Consider the following 14,140-nt stretch of genomic DNA (forward strand, 5'->3'; position numbering starts at 1 on the left):
CGTCGCTGTGCACGTTTATGCAACGAGTGGCCTGATCGATGCGGGAGGACCGCGGGAGGCGGCGGCACGGGCCGTACGCGGTCAGCCGCGCTCCAGGCGTACGACGACGGGCGCGCCGAACGGGTCGCCGCTCTGCATGACCTCCACCTTTCCGGCGCCGATCCACGCGTCGGCGCCGGGCACCCGGTGGATCTCCTTCAACCACAGCTGCTGGTTCGAGGACTCGCGGGCGCCGGTCGACAGGGGAAGACGCTGGCGTTTGATCTTCACGCAGCGGTTGTCGTCGGTCAGGTACCAGTTGCCGTCGAGGAAGAGGCCGCCCTTGTCCTGGCCGACCGGGATCCGCAGCTCGCACTGGCCGGGGGCCGGGTCCTGGGCGGCCCAGTCCGCGCCGTCGCGGCGCAGCCGGATGTACTGGTCCTGCGGCTCCGGCTCGCCCTCGCCGTGGTTGAAGGAGTTGATGCCGTAGGCCCGCACCTCTCCGCCTTCGAGGGCGACGACCCGGTTCAGGCCCGCGCCGGGCTCGGGCGGGACCGGCTCCTCGAAACGCGCCTCAGGCGTGTCCACCGGCTTCCAGGACGTGCCGTCCCAGTGCGCGGAGGCAGGCTGGGCGTACGCCTCGCCGTGCACCGTCTCCGTACCGGGCCCGGTGGAGCGGCTGCCGACCGCCCACACGTCGTCGGGTCCTGCGACGGCCAGGTCGGCCACCCGGTACGGGAGCCGGGTCGTGGTCCACCGGGTGCCGTCCCAGTGGGCCGCGGTCTGCTCGCCGGTGAGCGTCCAGATGTCGTCGCGGGACGCGGCGTCGAGATGGGCGGCCGCTCCTGGCGGCGGGTTCGGCACCGGGGACCAGCGGGTGCCGTCCCACTGGACCCACTTGGGCGCCTCCGCGTCCTCCTGCGCGACGCCTTCCTGGCGCGGCACCGACCGCATCCACAGGGTCTTGTCGCCGGCCTCTTCCAGCGTCGGCGGGTAGCCCTCACCGGCGCCGAGCGCGTCGGGCAGCAGCTCGCGACGCCATCGGTCGCCGTCGTAGTGCAGGAGCAGGGGTGAGTAGCCGCCGTCGTTCTCGGCGCCGGTGGCCCAGATGTCGTCCTCGGCGAGGACCGCGACGTCGGTCAGCTCCCCGTTGAAGTCGGCGATGTGCGCGAACTTCCAGGAGAGTGCGGCCTTGTCGGCCTGGTGGTCGTTGTGAGCCTTGGACGGGGACGGCGCCTTCGCCTCCGTGTGCCCGCCGCCGGACGTCCCGCATCCCGCGGCGGCGAGCAGGGAGGCCCCGAGGGCGGCGCACACCGCCACGCCTCTGCGCCGGATCCGCGCTGCGCCCATGACCACTCCCCCTTGTCGCCCCGCCGGCGTGTCCGGCGCGATGGCAGCGTACCCGGGGGCGCATCGCTTGCCTTGGAGTGCGCTCGAAGCCATACGGTCGAGCGCGTACGACACCGGCACCACACCTGGAGGCAGCACCCATGTCGAACCTTCCCACTCGCCGTCTGGGCACGCTCTCCGTCTCCGCGCAGGGCCTCGGCTGCATGGGCATGAGCCACGGCTTCGGCCCGTCCGACGACGAGCAGTCGATCGGCACGATCCACCGCGCCCTCGACCTCGGTGTCACCCTGCTCGACACGTCGGACTTCTACGGGACCGGGCACAACGAGGAGCTGATCGGCCGCGCCCTCGCCGCGCCGGGCCGCCGCGAACAGGCCGTCGTCGCCACGAAGTTCGGCTTCGCCAACAAGCTCGGCGAGCCCACCGAGATCCGCGGCGACGCCGCCTACGTGCGCCAGGCCTGCGAGGCCTCGCTGCGCCGGCTCGGGGTCGACCACATCGACCTGTACTACCTGCACCGCGTCGACCGGAGCGTGCCCATCGAGGAGACCGTGGGCGCCATGGCGGAGCTGGTGAAGGAGGGCAAGGTCCGCCACCTCGGTCTCTCCGAGGCGGGCCCCGACACCCTGCGCAAGGCGTACGCGACGCATCCCATCGCGGCACTGCAGAGCGAGTTCTCGCTGTGGACACGCGACCTGGAGGCGGAGATCCTGCCGGTGTGCCGGGAACTGGGCATCGGGCTCGTGCCGTTCTCCCCGCTGGGCCGCGGCTTCCTGACCGGCGCCTACAAGTCGACGGAGCAGTTCCAGGAAGGCGACCTGCGCCGCCACCAGCCGCGCTTCACGGACGGCAACCTGGAGCGCAATCTCGCGATCGTCGCCCGCCTGGAGGAGCTCGCGGCCCAGAAGGGCGTCACGGCGGGCCAGTTGGCCCTCGCCTGGGTGCAGCACCAGGGCGACGACGTGGTGCCGATCCCCGGCACGCGCCGCCAGAAGTACCTGGAGGAGAACGCGGCGGCCGCGACGCTGGACCTCACCGCGGACGACCTGGCCGCGATCGACGCGGCGGCCCCGGCGGCCGAGGTGGCCGGCAACCGCTACGACGCGAACAGCATGAAGTTCGTGAACGGCTGAGTGGAAGCGCCCCTGCGAGTGCGGTGACATGGGCCGTACGACAAGTGTGACGCGCGCGGCGACGGGGGTCCCGGCCGCTCCCCTCCGTGCCGCCGGGCACCGCGCGCGTCAACTCACCTCAGGATCCGAGGGGTTCAGTCGTTCTTGATCCTCAGGAACGTCACCGAGTTCCCGTGAACCTGTCGGACACCCTGTCGAAGGTCGATGTCACCGGCTTCACGGGACGGTCGGTCGCCGTGTTCTCGGCGTCGGGTGCCGCGCTGAGCGTCGTCACCCGACGCCGAGTGCGCGACGTTCGCGCCGCCGAGGTCGAGCTTCGTACGGGCCGCGGTGTCCTGGGCGTTGACGACCTTGACGATCAGGTCGCCGGTCTTCTTGTCCTTGGTCACGACCTGGCGGAACGGCTCGGCCGGCTTGTCGTCCTTGAAGGAGCCCCACTCCTGGCCGTCCAGGTAGAGGGTGACCTGGCGGCCGCGCACCTTGATGTCGATGTCGTAGGCGCGGCCGGTCTCGATCGAGCCGGACTTGGAGACGACCCTGTTCTGGCCGCAGCCGGTGACGAGGGCCGGGACGACGGGCAGTGGCATCGCGCCGATGTCCTCGGCGAACTGGAAGTACTCGCAGTACCCGAGTCCGTAACTCTGGTTGTAGCCCCAGAAGTTGGCATTGGTGGCGCGCTGCTCGACCGGGCCGACCGTGTCCTTCCACTGGTACGAACGCTTGCGCTCGTAGCCGGAGGCCTCGTCGTAGCCCTTCATGGAGCCGGTGTTGACGAGACAGCCGCCGGGGAAGCGCACGAAGCCGGGCTTCAGGTCGGCGATCTTCTGGGCGAGGTCCTTGCGCAGGCCGTTCTTGCGGCCCTTGTACGTTGTCGCGCGGGAAGAGCGACACCATGTCGAGCGCGGCGTCCTCCGTGGTGGCGACGGTGAGGCGGCCCGTCGTGGTGTCCTGCCTCGGCGTGAACGTCGCCCTGTACTGGGCCCAGCCGCCACGCGTCCGGATCTTGCGGGGCGTGGCGAGGGCGCCGTCGGCGTCGCCGAGGGTCACGGTGAGCCCTGAGTCGCCGCGGGCCCAGACCGAGAAGTCGTACGCCTCGCCCTTCTTGAGGGTGCAGCCGGTGCCGTAACCGGAGTTGGTGGCGCTCGCGCCGGAGGCCAGCGAGAGGTAGTTGCGGTTGCGGTCGCCCAGCCGTCCACCGTCGTCGACGACCTTCGCCGTGCCGCTCGTCTTCCAGGCGGTGAGCGGGGTGTAGCCGCTGTTGTCGGCGGTGGATTACTCGAAGGACCGGTTCTGTACGAGTTAGGCGTAGAGCCCGCCGTCGGCGGCGCGGTTGATGTCCTCGAAGAAGACGCCGTACATCGTGTCGTCGATGGCCGGGCCCGAGCGGGTCGGGTCGACGATGACGGAGTAGTCGGTGACGTCGGCCTCCGCGGCCGAGCTCGGCAGTACAGCGGTGCCGACCAGCAGGGAGCCCACCGCGGCCCCGAGCCCGAATCTCCAGCGCCGGTGTCGTCCATGCGTCATACGCACACTCCCCAGTGTTCGATATCCCGTACGACGTCCTAAACTGCGAACGGCAAGATAGAAAGCGTCGGTACGCGCGTCAACGGTTCGCGCAGAGGTGAGCGGGAGTGATGTCCGTGGCGGACGAAGTCTGGCCGGTTTCCGACGTGTTGGCCTTTCTCGCGGGGCGCTGGCGGGTCGAGCGGACGGTGCGGGACCTCGCGGCGGACGCGACGGGGACGTTCACCGGGACGACCGGCTTCACGGCAGAGGCGGAAGGGCTGCTGCACTTCGAGTCGGGGACGTTCGAGTGGCACGGGGTCGCCCGGCCCGCCGAGCGCACGCTCCACTACCTGCCGGGCGCGGAACCCGGTACCGCCGTCGTGCGCTTCTCCGACGGGCGCTTCTTCCATGACCTGGATCTACGGTCGGGCCGGCACGTCGCCGACCACCCCTGCTCGGCCGATCTCTACCGGGGCGAGTTCAGCGTGTACGACGCGGGCCGGTGGCGGACCGTGTGGCGTGTGCGGGGGCCTGCCAAGGACCTGCTGCTGACGACGGACTACCGCCGAGCCGAGCCCTGTGCCGGGTGACGACCGGCGGTTCCGGTGAGCCGGGGGTGCGGTCGCGGGGCTCCGCCCCGGACCCCGCTGCTCAATCGCCGCAGGGGCTTGATGCGCCGGAACCGCTCCCCAGTCACCCGAAGGCTCAGGTGAAGTACAGCGCCATCCACCGCTCCGGGTGCTCCAGGCGCTCGAAGCCCACCTCCTCGTACACGCCGTGCGCGTCCTCCGTCGCCAGGAGGACGCGGCGGATGCCCAGCGGCTGGAGGTGGTCGCGGATCGACCTCACCATCGCCTTGCCGATGCCCTTGCCGCGCACCGAGCGGTCCACGTACACGTCGCAGAGCCAGGCGAACGTCGCCTCGTCCGTGACCACCCGCGCGTAGCCGACCTGTTCGCCCGAAGCGGCGTCGTACACGCCGAAGTTGAGGGAACCGGTGATGGCCTTGTCCTGCTTGTCGCGCGGGCGGCCGAGCGCCCAGTACGCGTCCTCGGACAGCCACGCGTGGACGCGGTCCACGTCGATACGGGCGGGGTCGGTCGATATCGCGTAGCCGTCGGGCAGTGAGCTGGTCATGCGGGGATCCTCACAGGTCGGACGCGGGCGCGTCGAGCGGATTCGGGGCCAGTACCTCCGCGCAGGCCGCCTTCAGACGGCGCACGCCCTCGGTGATCTCGGCGGTCGTCGCGACGCCCACGAAGCTCAGCCGGATGTGCGGCGCCGGGGGTTCGGCCGAGAAATACGGGCGGCCGGGGGCGACGGCGACGCCCGCGCGCAGGCCGCCCGCGACCAGCGCCGCCTCGTCGCTGCCCTCCGGCAGGCGCAGCCACAGGTGGTAGCCACCGGCCGGGATGTGGGTGAGGTCGAGCCCGGGGAGGTGCGTGGTGACCGCGGCCGCCAGGATGTCGCGGCGCGACCTCAACTCCCCCGCCAGCGTGCGCAGATGGCGCGGCCAGGCCGGGGACCCGACGAGTTCGAGCGTGGCCTCCTGGAGGGGCCGCGGGACGAAGAGGTGGTCGACGACCTGGATCGCGCGCAGCCGTTCCAGGACGGGGCCGCGGGCCGCGAGGCAGCCGATGCGCAGGCTCGGCGACGTCGCCTTGGTGAGCGAGCAGACGTGGACGACCACGCCGTCGGGATCGTCGGACGCGAGCGGCCTCGGCAGCGGTCCCGCGTCCTCGTGGACGAGGCGGCGCACGAAGTCGTCCTCGACGATGAAGGCCCCGGCCTCGCGCGCGATGCGCAGCACTTCGGGGCGGCGCTCGGGCAAGAGCATCGCGCCGGTCGGGTTCTGGAACAGCGGCTGGCACACGAAGAGCTTGGCGCCGGTCGCCCTGAACGCCTGCGCGAGGAGTTCGGGGCGCACGCCGTCCCGGTCCACCGGCACCGGCACGGGCCGAAGCCCCGCCGCCCGCGCGATCGCCAGCATGCCGGGGTACGTGGGCGATTCGACGAGGACGGGGGCGCCGGGCGGCGCGAGCGCGCGCAGCGCCGTGGTCAGCGCCGACTGCCCGCCGAACGTGATCAGCACGTCGGACGCGGAGACCGCCCCGCCGATGCCGCGCGCGAACCACTCGCGCAGTTCGGGGAGGCCGTCGACGGGCGGCTTGGCCCAGGCGCCGGGTCGCCGTCCGGCGCGTGCGAGGGCGGCGGACATGGCGGCGCCCGGTTGAAGGACCGGATGCAGATAGCCGGTGTTGAGCTCGATGACGCCGGGTGGCGGCGGCGAGAGGGTCACCAGGACGCCCGCCGCGTCGACGGCGCGCGGCACGACCTCCGTCGCGGCGTCGGCGCTCAGCGCGAGCTCCTGCCAGGAGGTGTCGCCGACGGGCCCGGCCGAGGCCCGCGCCTCGGCCCGGTAGGCGCCTGCCCCGGGGCGGGTGACGACCAGGCCCTCGGCGGCGAGCTGGGCGAGCGCGCGGGAGACCGTCACCGGGCTCACCTTGAAGCGGTCGACCAGGGAGCGGCTCGACGGCAGCTTTTCGCCCGGAGAGTAGCGGTTCAGCTCGGATCGGAGCTGTTTCGCCAGTTCGGACACGCTGCTACTCTGTTGCATGAGAGCACAGAATAGCGCTATCGATCCGGACCGGGTAGCAGTTCGGGCAGTGGTCGCCGAGCGACCGGGCCGCGCGGCCTGCCCGCCCACCCCTCCGGAGCGGCCGGGCAGGCTCACCGGAACCCTGCTCGCCGCCGTCGGCGTCACGTCCTTCTCGCTCACCTTCCCCGCCACGGCCTGGGGCCTGGAGGGCTTCGGCCCCTACTCCCTGATCAGCGTGCGTTGCGCCCTGGCCGCGCTCGTCGCGGGCGCCTGCCTGCTGGCCCTGCGCGTCCGCCCGCCCGAGCGGCGACACTGGGCGGGCCTCGCCGTCGTCGCCGCCGGAGTGGTGGTCGGCTTCCCGCTGCTCACCACGCTCGCCCTGGAGACGGCGACGACCGCGCACTCCGCGGTGGTGGTCGGCCTGCTGCCGCTGACCACGGCCGTCTTCTCGTCGATACGCACGGGTTCACGCCCCTCGCGCACGTTCTGGATCGCCGCGTGCGTGGGCGCGGCCGCGGTCATCGCATTCACGGTGCAGCAGAGCGGCGGCGCCCTCACTCGGGCCGACCTGTTCCTGTTCGCGGCGCTGCTGATCTGCGCGGCGGCCTACACCGAGGGCGGCCGGCTCGCGTCCGTGATGCCGGGCTGGCAGGTCATCGCGTGGGCGCTCGTGCTGTGCCTGCCGCTCGCCGTGGCGGGCGCCGCGATCTCCCTGCCGTACGAGCCCGTGCACCTGACCGGGCACGCCGTGGCCGGCCTGCTGTGGGTGGCGGTCGGCTCGCAGTTCCTCGGCCTGGTCGTCTGGTACAAGGGCATGGCGCTGATCGGCATCCCGAAGGCGAGCCAACTCCAGCTCGCCCAGCCGCTGTTGACCCTCGTGTGGTCGGTCGCCCTGCTCGGCGAGACGCTGCCGGTCGCGGCGCCGCTCACCGCGGTGGCGGTCCTGCTGTGCATCGCGGTCACCCAACGCGCGCGCGGCTGAACCCCCGGCCGGGTCCCAACCCCCTTGCTCCGCCGTACACTTGCCGCACACGCACGGTACGTACAGCCGTCGAGGAGGTCACTCCTGATGCGCGCAACCGTAGGCGACCAGCTCCTGGTGCACGGCCGGATCGTCGGCCGGCACGACCGGGTGGCACAGATCATCGAAGTGCTCGGCGCGGACGGCGATCCGCCGTTCCGGGTGCGGTTCGACGACGGCCACGAGGCGATCATGTCGCCGGGCCCGGACGCGGTGGTCCGACACCCGGCCACCAAGCAGGCCTGACCCGACCCTAGGGCCTGATCCAAACGACAGGACCTAGGGCTTGTCGTTTGGATCAGGCCGGATCAGGGAGCGGGGCCTGGTGCGTGCGATCGCAAGGCGGAGGAGGGAGGCGACGCGGAGCGTCGTCGACCGACGACAACGCCGCGAGCGTGCGTGCCAGGCCCCGCGAGCCCGGCCTGATCCAAACGACAAGCCCTAGTTGTAGTGGTCCGCCACGACGCGGGCCATCGCCCCGTTCCTGTCCTGCCCGACCTCCTTGGCCGAGAAGTAGACGTGCCCGCGCACCTCGGGGAAGCGGTTCGCGAACGTGAGGTGTCGGGACAGCTCGGCGGGGTCCTGCCAGGCGGCGGGCTGCGCCGGATCGCCCGCCTTGTAGAGCGCCTCGCCGATGTAGAGACGCACGCCCGTGCCCCGTACGACCTTGGCCCACCACGGCACGAGCTTCGCGTAGTCGGCGGCGGCGAAGCCGATGTTCCAGTACACCTGCGGGCAGATGTAGTCGATCCACCCCCGGCGCACCCATTTACGGGTGTCCGCGTGCAGGTCGTCGTACGTCTGCACGCCCGCCGTGGTGTCGGAGCCCCGCGGGTCGGTCGCCTTGTTGCGCCACACCCCGAAGGGGCTGATGCCGAACCGGGTCCGGGGTCTGGTCTTCTTGATCCGCGCCGCCATCTCCCGGATCAGCCGGTCGATGTTGTCGCGCCGCCAGGCGGCCCGGTCCGGGAAGCCGCCGCCGTACGCGACGTAGGCCTCGTCGTCGTCGAAGGTCTGGCCCGCGACGGGATACGGGTAGAAGTAGTCGTCGAAGTGCACGGCGTCCACGGGGTACTTCTCGACCGCGTCCAGCATCGCGTCCACGACGAAGCGGCGGACCTCCGGGAGGCCGGGGTTGTAGTAGAGCTTGCCGCCGTAGGTGACGACCCACTCGGGGTGCAGCCGCGCCGGATGCGTGGGGATCAGCCTGCTCGGGTCCGTGTGATTGGCGATCCGGTAGGGATTGCACCAGGCGTGCAGCTCCAGGCCGCGCGCGTGCGCCTCGGCGACCGCCGTGCCCAGCGGGTCCCAGCCGGGGTCCTGCCCCTGCGTTCCGGTGAGGACGGCGGACCACGGTTCGTGCTCGGAGGGCCACAGGGCGTCGGCGGTCGGCCGGATCTGGAAGATCACCGTGTTGAGCCGGCGGCGCACGGCCGTGTCCAGGTGCGCGATCAGCTCGGCGCGCTGCTCGGCGGCGCTCAGCCCCGCCCGCGAGGGCCAGTCCCGGTTCGCGACCGTGGCCAGCCACATGCCCCGCAGCTCGCGGCGCACCGGCACCGACGCGACGGCGTCCGCCGCCGCCAGGCCGGTCAGCGCGAGGGCCGCCCCGAGCGTGAAACCGCGCCGCGACATACGTGAGATACGTCCCATAGGTTCCCCCCAACCTCCTGTGACACCGTGGAGCCCGCATGAACAGGCGTTAACCCGGGCTCCACCCCACTCATGTCTACGGGGTAACGTGCGGATCCGGAAGCCCCCGGAAGGACACTGTGCCCTTGGCACCGATGGTCCCCGGAAGAAGAGCGAAAGGCACGAGGTGACGGACCCCTTGAGTGACATCCAACGCGTCGGCGTGGTGGGCTGCGGCCAGATGGGCGCCGGTATCGCGGAGGTCTGCGCCCGTGCGGGACTCGACGTGAAGGTGGCCGAGACCACCGGCGAGGCCCTGGAGTACGGGCGCACGCGGCTGCTCAGCTCCCTGTCGAAGGCGGCCTCGCGCGGCAAGATCACCGAGGAGGAGCTGGCCGAGACGCAGGAGCGCCTCACCTTCACCACGGACCTCGGCGAGTTCTCCGACCGCGACCTCGTCATCGAGGCGGTCGTCGAGAACGAGCAGGTGAAGACGGAGATCTTCCAGGTCCTCGACCAGGTCGTGACCCGCTCCGACGCGATCCTCGCGTCGAACACCTCCTCCATCCCGCTGGTGAAGCTGGCCGTGGCGACCTCTCGTCCCGACCACGTGGTGGGCATCCACTTCTTCAACCCGGCGCCGGTGCAGAAGCTCGTCGAGCTGATTCCGGCGCTCACCACCTCCGAGGGCACGATCAGTCGCGCCCAGGTCATGGTGGAGAAGATCCTCGGCAAGCACGCGATCCGCGCCCAGGACCGCTCGGGCTTCGTGGTGAACGCGCTGCTCGTGCCGTACCTGCTCTCCTCCATCCGGATGTTCGAGTCGGGCATCGCGAGCCGCGAGGACATCGACAACGGTATGGAGCTGGGCTGCGCCCACCCGATGGGCCCGCTGAAGCTCTCCGACCTGATCGGCCTCGACACCATCGTCTCCATCGCGGACTCGATGTACGACGAGTACAAGGAGCCGCTGTACGCCGCTCCCCCGCTGCTGCAGCGGATGGTCGACGCGGGCCGGCTCGGCCGCAAGAGCGGTTCGGGCTTCTACACCTACGCCTGACCACGCTGCGTAGTTCGCGAGTGGGCCCGGTGTTCTTCGGAGCACCGGGCCCACTGCGTTCGCACGGGGAGTGCGGCGGTGACCCGCATATGCCGTTCGCACACGCTCCCGCCGCGCCCACCAGGCGAGTTGACTTCCGGTGCGTGCATCAGTGACGACACGACTGATGTCACGATCGAGAAAGGAGCCAACTCGTGACGACCGACCCGGACAATCCCGTGGTCCCTGAAGAACTCGCAGAGTTACGACGGGTCTTCGAGGTCCAACTGGCCCGCATCGACGGTCAACTGGCCCTGCACACACACCGCGACGACCAGACCGCCAAGGATCAGGACGATCTCAGCACCCGGCTCAGCGCGCTCGAGAACACCCGCTGGCCGCTGCCCACGGTGGCCGCGCTGACCTCGGTCGGCGCACTGGCCATCACGGTGTGGCAGGCCCTCGGACACTAGCCCCCGAAGGGTGCTAGCCGAGGTTGAGATGGTGCAGGAGAAGTAGTGCGGCCGCCATGTTGGCGGCCGGGACCTCTCCGCGAGCGATCATGTCGGGGACGAGTTTGAGCGGGACCCATTCCCTGCGGTCCGACTCGAAGTCGTCCTGGGGGTGGCCGATGTAATTTCCCTCGTCGGTCCAGTAGATGTGGTGCCGGGCGTCGGTCAGGCCGTTGGACGGTTCGACGCTCATCAGGTGCCGCAGCGGTCCCGGCCGCCAGCCGGTCTCCTCCTCCAGTTCCCTTGCCGCCGCGTACGCGATGTCCTCCCCGTCCTCGACGACCCCCGCGGCGAGTTCCCAGCCCCAGCTGTCGGTGATGAAGCGGTGCCGCCACAGCAGGAGCACTTCGTGCGCCTCATTGACGATCGTGGCGACAGCCACGGGGCGCAGCCGTATCACGAAGTGATCGAGGTGCTGCCCGTCCGGCAGAGCGACGTCTGCCAGGTTGACGCTGAACCATCGGTTTGCATACACAGTTTGTTCGTTCTGTTTCGTCCACTGCACGGTTCTGCCACCTTCCGCCGAGTTGCTGGCAATATCGCAGCAGTGGCGTTCGCGGGCTCCCCGCGCAATGGCTCACAGTGGTACGCGCAGTGCTCCATCGATGAGTTCGGCGGCCTCGGCCGTACCTGCGCATCCGCTGCGCACCAGGTGCTCGCGGACGGCCCGGAGTCTGTCGCGCAGGCGTTGCGACTCCATGCCCCGGGCGGTCTCGGCCATTTCCACGGCCGTGGCCACGGCTTGTTCCGCGTTCCCCTGTCTGAGCTGGATCTGGCTCAGCACGGCGAGCCGGTGCACACGCCCCCGATCGTGCGCCGGGGTGTGCACCGCCTCCTGCGCGTGCTCCTTGGCGGCGGCGTAGTCCCCGAGGCTCAACAGGGCCTCCGCCACCTGTACGTTGACGAATCCCGGCTGCACGTATCCCGTCTCGTCCGGCTCGTGCCCGCGCCGGATGCGATCGGCGGCGGACTCGGCCCGCCGGATGCACTCCAGGGCACTCGTTCCGTCACCGAGGTGCGCGTACGCCTTCGCCTGCATCGCGTACAGGTCGGAGGCGAGCGCCGGCGAGATGTGCCGCCCGGCGGCCCGCAGCGCGGCCTCCGCGAAGGCGACGGCCTGCCGGTGGTCGCGCATGTGCAGCGACTGGTTGACCAGCAGCGCGATCACGTAGGCCCCAAGTCCCCTGTCCCCGCTGGCCTTCGCGAGCCGCAGCGCCTGGTGGAAATAGCGCTGCGCGAGCCCGTGCGCGTCGGAGTCGTACGCACAGATGCCCGCGATGGCCACCAACCCGCCGGTGGCGCGGTGCAGTTGACGACCGGTGTCGTCGGCGTAGCTGCCGCGCAGCAGCGGCGCCGCCTCGGTGTTGAGGAAGCCGACGATGCGGCTGCGCGTCGCGATGCCGCCCGCCTTGCGGTACATCTGCTCGTAGTGCGCGCGCGCCGAGCGCATCATCTCCAGGTCGGCGACGCTGACCGGATGGCGGCCGCCGCGCGAGACGTCGTTGTCCTCGGGCGGGTTCTCCCACTCCCACACCGGCATCACGGCGGGGGTGCCGGTGACGGCGGGCGCGTCCAGGATGTGCCGGCGCTGCTGCTGGTCGGAGCGCCACAGGGCGGTCGCCCGCTCCACGAAGCCGGAGAGCGTCGTGACGTGCGCGGCGGCCGGCTCGCAGGAGACGCCGAGGCCGATGTCGTCGAGGGTGACGTGCCGCTGCAGCCGCGCCGCCAGCACCTCGCAGATCAGGTCCGGCACCTGGCCGCGCGGTCGCTGGCCCTTCAACCAGCGGGCGACCGCGGTGTGTTCGTAGCGGAGGGCGAGGCCGCGGGCCTTGCCCTCCTGGTTCACATGGGCCGCGAGTCCCGCATGGGAGACCCCGGCCTCGTCGAGAATCGCGTCGAGCAGAGTGTTGGGCTGCATCGAGAGCCTCCATTGGCTCGGTGCCGCCAGCCTAGTCGAGCGGCGTTCACACGGGGTGTGATCGGAATGCCCAACTCCGTGGCGTGTGCGCTCTGTTGTGACTGTTTGGGGCCCGGTTGACTGAACTGCCTCGCAAGAGGCCGGCCGGGCCGTCGGCTCCCCCTCGTACAGCGCGGCGGCCCGAACCGCGTCGTCCGCCCGCTCGCCTGCCCGACACACTCCGCGACGGGTGGACGACGCGGTCCCCGGCCTCTGCGGTCGTGACCGGCCGGGATCTCAGAGCACTTTGTGGGCGGCGTGCACGACGGGACCGGAATGCTGGGCGGGCACCCTGCTCCGGTCGTTGCGCAGCACGAGCAGCGCGGCGTCGTCGCCGAGCCGGCCGCCGACATGGCACAGGAGCCGGCTGTAGACGGCGTGGATGACGGCCTGCGGGATGACGGGGCCGCGCCGCACCGCCGCGTCGAGCGTGGACCGCAGCGGGAAGAACCGGCCGCGCGGATCACGGGCGTCCTCCAGGCCGTCGGTGTGCAGCAGCAGCCCCTCGCCGGGCCGGATCCGCCCGCAGCGCACGGGCGGCAGCTCGGCGGGCAGCGGGAAGGGACCGAGCGGCGGCATCGGATCGCCGCCGCTCATCGGCTCCACGCAGCGCACGGCGCCGGGGCGCAGCAGATACGGCCACGGGTGCCCGCAGTTGAGCGCGTGCACCGCGCCGTCCCGCCTGATCTCCAGGAGCAGCACCGTCACGAACTCCTCGGCGAGCGGGTTCTCCGGCTCCCCTCCCCCCGCGGAGGGATGCTCGTCAGGGGCCCGCTGGCGCAGATGGCGGGCGTGCGCGCGCTCGAGCCGGCGCATCAGCGCCCCGAGTTCGTCCTCGTCGTGTGCGGCCTCGCGAAAGCTGCCGAGGACGGCGCCGACGGTGCCGAGCGCGGAGATCCCGTGCCCTCGTACGTCGCCCATTACCACGCGGACGCCGTGATCGGTGGCGACGACGTCGTACAGGTCGCCGCCGATGCTGGCGCCGCGGTCGGCGGAGAGCTGCCCGGCGGCGAGCGCGAGCCCGTCGAGCCGGGACGGCAGCGGCCGCAGCAGCGCGGACTGCGCGGCGTCGGCGACGGCCCGGGTCTCGCTCAACTCGCGCAGCAGACTGTGGCGTACGCGCAATATCAGCCCTGTGCCGACGGCGAAGAAGACCGCGCTGGTCGCGATCCGCGCGCCCAGACCGTCCAGCTGCGCCATCGGGCAGACGAACTTGTACGTCATGGCGACCGCGCCCCACACGGTCGGCAGGCCCAGCATCAACGTGCGCCTGGTGCGCCGTGGTTCGAGTCCGGTGGGCGCCCTGGTCTTGATACGGATCATGCCGACGGCTCCCTAGGCCCACTGCAGCGCGCTCGCCGGTCGGCCCGGCGGCCGCAATGATTCTGTCGACCGCCTGCCCGCTCAGGGACGGA

Annotated in this window: 13 protein-coding genes and 1 pseudogene; 6 read left to right on the forward strand and 8 right to left on the reverse strand. The window is 71.3% G+C overall.

Annotated features, from left to right (window positions below; genetic code table 11):
• Positions 1–81: 81 nt before the first annotated feature.
• The gene (locus ACIA8D_RS12065) at positions 82–1,329 is read right to left on the reverse strand and encodes a hypothetical protein (protein ID WP_399231164.1); all 1,248 of its coding nucleotides are present in this window, start codon (positions 1,327–1,329) and stop codon (positions 82–84) included.
• A gap of 140 nt (positions 1,330–1,469) precedes the next feature.
• On the opposite strand from ACIA8D_RS12065, the gene ACIA8D_RS12070 reads away from it, so the two are divergent.
• A complete protein-coding gene (locus tag ACIA8D_RS12070; protein WP_399231166.1) occupies positions 1,470–2,462 on the forward strand; it encodes an aldo/keto reductase in 993 nt (330 codons plus the stop codon).
• A gap of 134 nt (positions 2,463–2,596) precedes the next feature.
• Here ACIA8D_RS12070 and ACIA8D_RS12075 read toward each other — a convergent pair.
• A pseudogene (locus ACIA8D_RS12075) lies at positions 2,597–3,986 on the reverse strand (carbohydrate binding domain-containing protein).
• A gap of 116 nt (positions 3,987–4,102) precedes the next feature.
• On the opposite strand from ACIA8D_RS12075, the gene ACIA8D_RS12080 reads away from it, so the two are divergent.
• Positions 4,103–4,558 carry a DUF6314 family protein gene (locus ACIA8D_RS12080; protein ID WP_399231168.1) on the forward strand — a complete coding sequence of 152 codons (456 nt, stop codon included), beginning with the start codon at positions 4,103–4,105 and terminating at the stop codon, positions 4,556–4,558.
• A gap of 115 nt (positions 4,559–4,673) precedes the next feature.
• Here the strand turns inward: ACIA8D_RS12080 and ACIA8D_RS12085 are convergent, their stop codons facing one another.
• Together ACIA8D_RS12085 and ACIA8D_RS12090 are read right to left on the reverse strand one after the other, a co-directional pair.
• A complete protein-coding gene (locus ACIA8D_RS12085; protein ID WP_399231169.1) occupies positions 4,674–5,105 on the reverse strand; it encodes a GNAT family N-acetyltransferase in 432 nt (143 codons plus the stop codon).
• Positions 5,106–5,115: 10 nt separating this feature from the next.
• Positions 5,116–6,585: a PLP-dependent aminotransferase family protein gene (locus ACIA8D_RS12090; protein WP_399231171.1), complete on the reverse strand. Its 1,470-nt coding sequence runs from the start codon at positions 6,583–6,585 to the stop codon at positions 5,116–5,118.
• Between ACIA8D_RS12090 and ACIA8D_RS12095 the strand changes: the two genes are divergently transcribed.
• Positions 6,584–7,549 (forward strand): DMT family transporter, encoded by a 966-nt coding sequence (locus ACIA8D_RS12095; protein WP_399231173.1) that lies wholly within the window; start codon positions 6,584–6,586, stop codon positions 7,547–7,549. The two genes, ACIA8D_RS12090 and ACIA8D_RS12095, sit on opposite strands and share 2 nt — an antisense overlap.
• A gap of 87 nt (positions 7,550–7,636) precedes the next feature.
• Positions 7,637–7,834 carry a DUF1918 domain-containing protein gene (locus ACIA8D_RS12100; protein ID WP_399231175.1) on the forward strand — a complete coding sequence of 66 codons (198 nt, stop codon included), beginning with the start codon at positions 7,637–7,639 and terminating at the stop codon, positions 7,832–7,834.
• A 195-nt stretch (positions 7,835–8,029) separates the two neighbouring features.
• Here ACIA8D_RS12100 and ACIA8D_RS12105 read toward each other — a convergent pair whose 3' ends face one another.
• On the reverse strand, positions 8,030–9,238 hold the full coding sequence (locus ACIA8D_RS12105) for a glycoside hydrolase family 10 protein (protein ID WP_399231177.1): 1,209 nt from the start codon (positions 9,236–9,238) through the stop codon (positions 8,030–8,032).
• 178 nt (positions 9,239–9,416) lie between these two features.
• Here ACIA8D_RS12105 and ACIA8D_RS12110 point away from each other — a divergent pair, with 178 nt between their 5' ends.
• Together ACIA8D_RS12110 and ACIA8D_RS12115 are read left to right on the forward strand one after the other, a co-directional pair.
• Positions 9,417–10,277, forward strand: a complete 861-nt coding sequence (locus ACIA8D_RS12110) for a 3-hydroxybutyryl-CoA dehydrogenase (protein WP_266721606.1) — start codon at positions 9,417–9,419, stop codon at positions 10,275–10,277.
• A gap of 194 nt (positions 10,278–10,471) precedes the next feature.
• On the forward strand, positions 10,472–10,729 hold the full coding sequence (locus ACIA8D_RS12115) for a hypothetical protein (protein ID WP_327664227.1): 258 nt from the start codon (positions 10,472–10,474) through the stop codon (positions 10,727–10,729).
• 13 nt (positions 10,730–10,742) lie between these two features.
• Here ACIA8D_RS12115 and ACIA8D_RS12120 read toward each other — a convergent pair whose 3' ends face one another.
• The 3 genes from ACIA8D_RS12120 to ACIA8D_RS12130 form a co-directional block, all read right to left on the reverse strand.
• A complete protein-coding gene (locus ACIA8D_RS12120) occupies positions 10,743–11,273 on the reverse strand; it encodes an NUDIX hydrolase (protein ID WP_399231179.1) in 531 nt (176 codons plus the stop codon).
• Between the two features lie 72 nt (positions 11,274–11,345).
• Positions 11,346–12,686 carry a transcriptional regulator gene (locus ACIA8D_RS12125; RefSeq protein ID WP_399231181.1) on the reverse strand — a complete coding sequence of 447 codons (1,341 nt, stop codon included), beginning with the start codon at positions 12,684–12,686 and terminating at the stop codon, positions 11,346–11,348.
• 276 nt (positions 12,687–12,962) lie between these two features.
• Positions 12,963–14,048 carry a PP2C family protein-serine/threonine phosphatase gene (locus ACIA8D_RS12130; protein ID WP_399231183.1) on the reverse strand — a complete coding sequence of 362 codons (1,086 nt, stop codon included), beginning with the start codon at positions 14,046–14,048 and terminating at the stop codon, positions 12,963–12,965.
• Positions 14,049–14,140 lie beyond the last annotated feature (92 nt).

Origin of the sequence: Streptomyces sp. NPDC051684, from assembly GCF_044453445.1 — a bacterium.
In the GTDB taxonomy this organism is placed as follows: Bacteria; Actinomycetota; Actinomycetes; order Streptomycetales; family Streptomycetaceae; genus Streptomyces.

What these genes read in the sequence shown, in the direction of transcription:
- ACIA8D_RS12065 (WP_399231164.1), bottom strand. Translation starts at nt 1,329, where the DNA reads ATGGGCGCAGCGCGGATCCGGCGCAGAGGCGTGGCGGTGTGCGCCGCC.
- ACIA8D_RS12070 (WP_399231166.1), top strand. Translation starts at nt 1,470, where the DNA reads ATGTCGAACCTTCCCACTCGCCGTCTGGGCACGCTCTCCGTCTCCGCG.
- ACIA8D_RS12085 (WP_399231169.1), bottom strand. Translation starts at nt 5,105, where the DNA reads ATGACCAGCTCACTGCCCGACGGCTACGCGATATCGACCGACCCCGCC.
- ACIA8D_RS12095 (WP_399231173.1), top strand. Translation starts at nt 6,584, where the DNA reads ATGAGAGCACAGAATAGCGCTATCGATCCGGACCGGGTAGCAGTTCGG.
- ACIA8D_RS12090 (WP_399231171.1), bottom strand. Translation starts at nt 6,585, where the DNA reads ATGCAACAGAGTAGCAGCGTGTCCGAACTGGCGAAACAGCTCCGATCC.
- ACIA8D_RS12100 (WP_399231175.1), top strand. Translation starts at nt 7,637, where the DNA reads ATGCGCGCAACCGTAGGCGACCAGCTCCTGGTGCACGGCCGGATCGTC.
- ACIA8D_RS12105 (WP_399231177.1), bottom strand. Translation starts at nt 9,238, where the DNA reads ATGGGACGTATCTCACGTATGTCGCGGCGCGGTTTCACGCTCGGGGCG.
- ACIA8D_RS12125 (WP_399231181.1), bottom strand. Translation starts at nt 12,686, where the DNA reads ATGCAGCCCAACACTCTGCTCGACGCGATTCTCGACGAGGCCGGGGTC.
- ACIA8D_RS12130 (WP_399231183.1), bottom strand. Translation starts at nt 14,048, where the DNA reads ATGATCCGTATCAAGACCAGGGCGCCCACCGGACTCGAACCACGGCGC.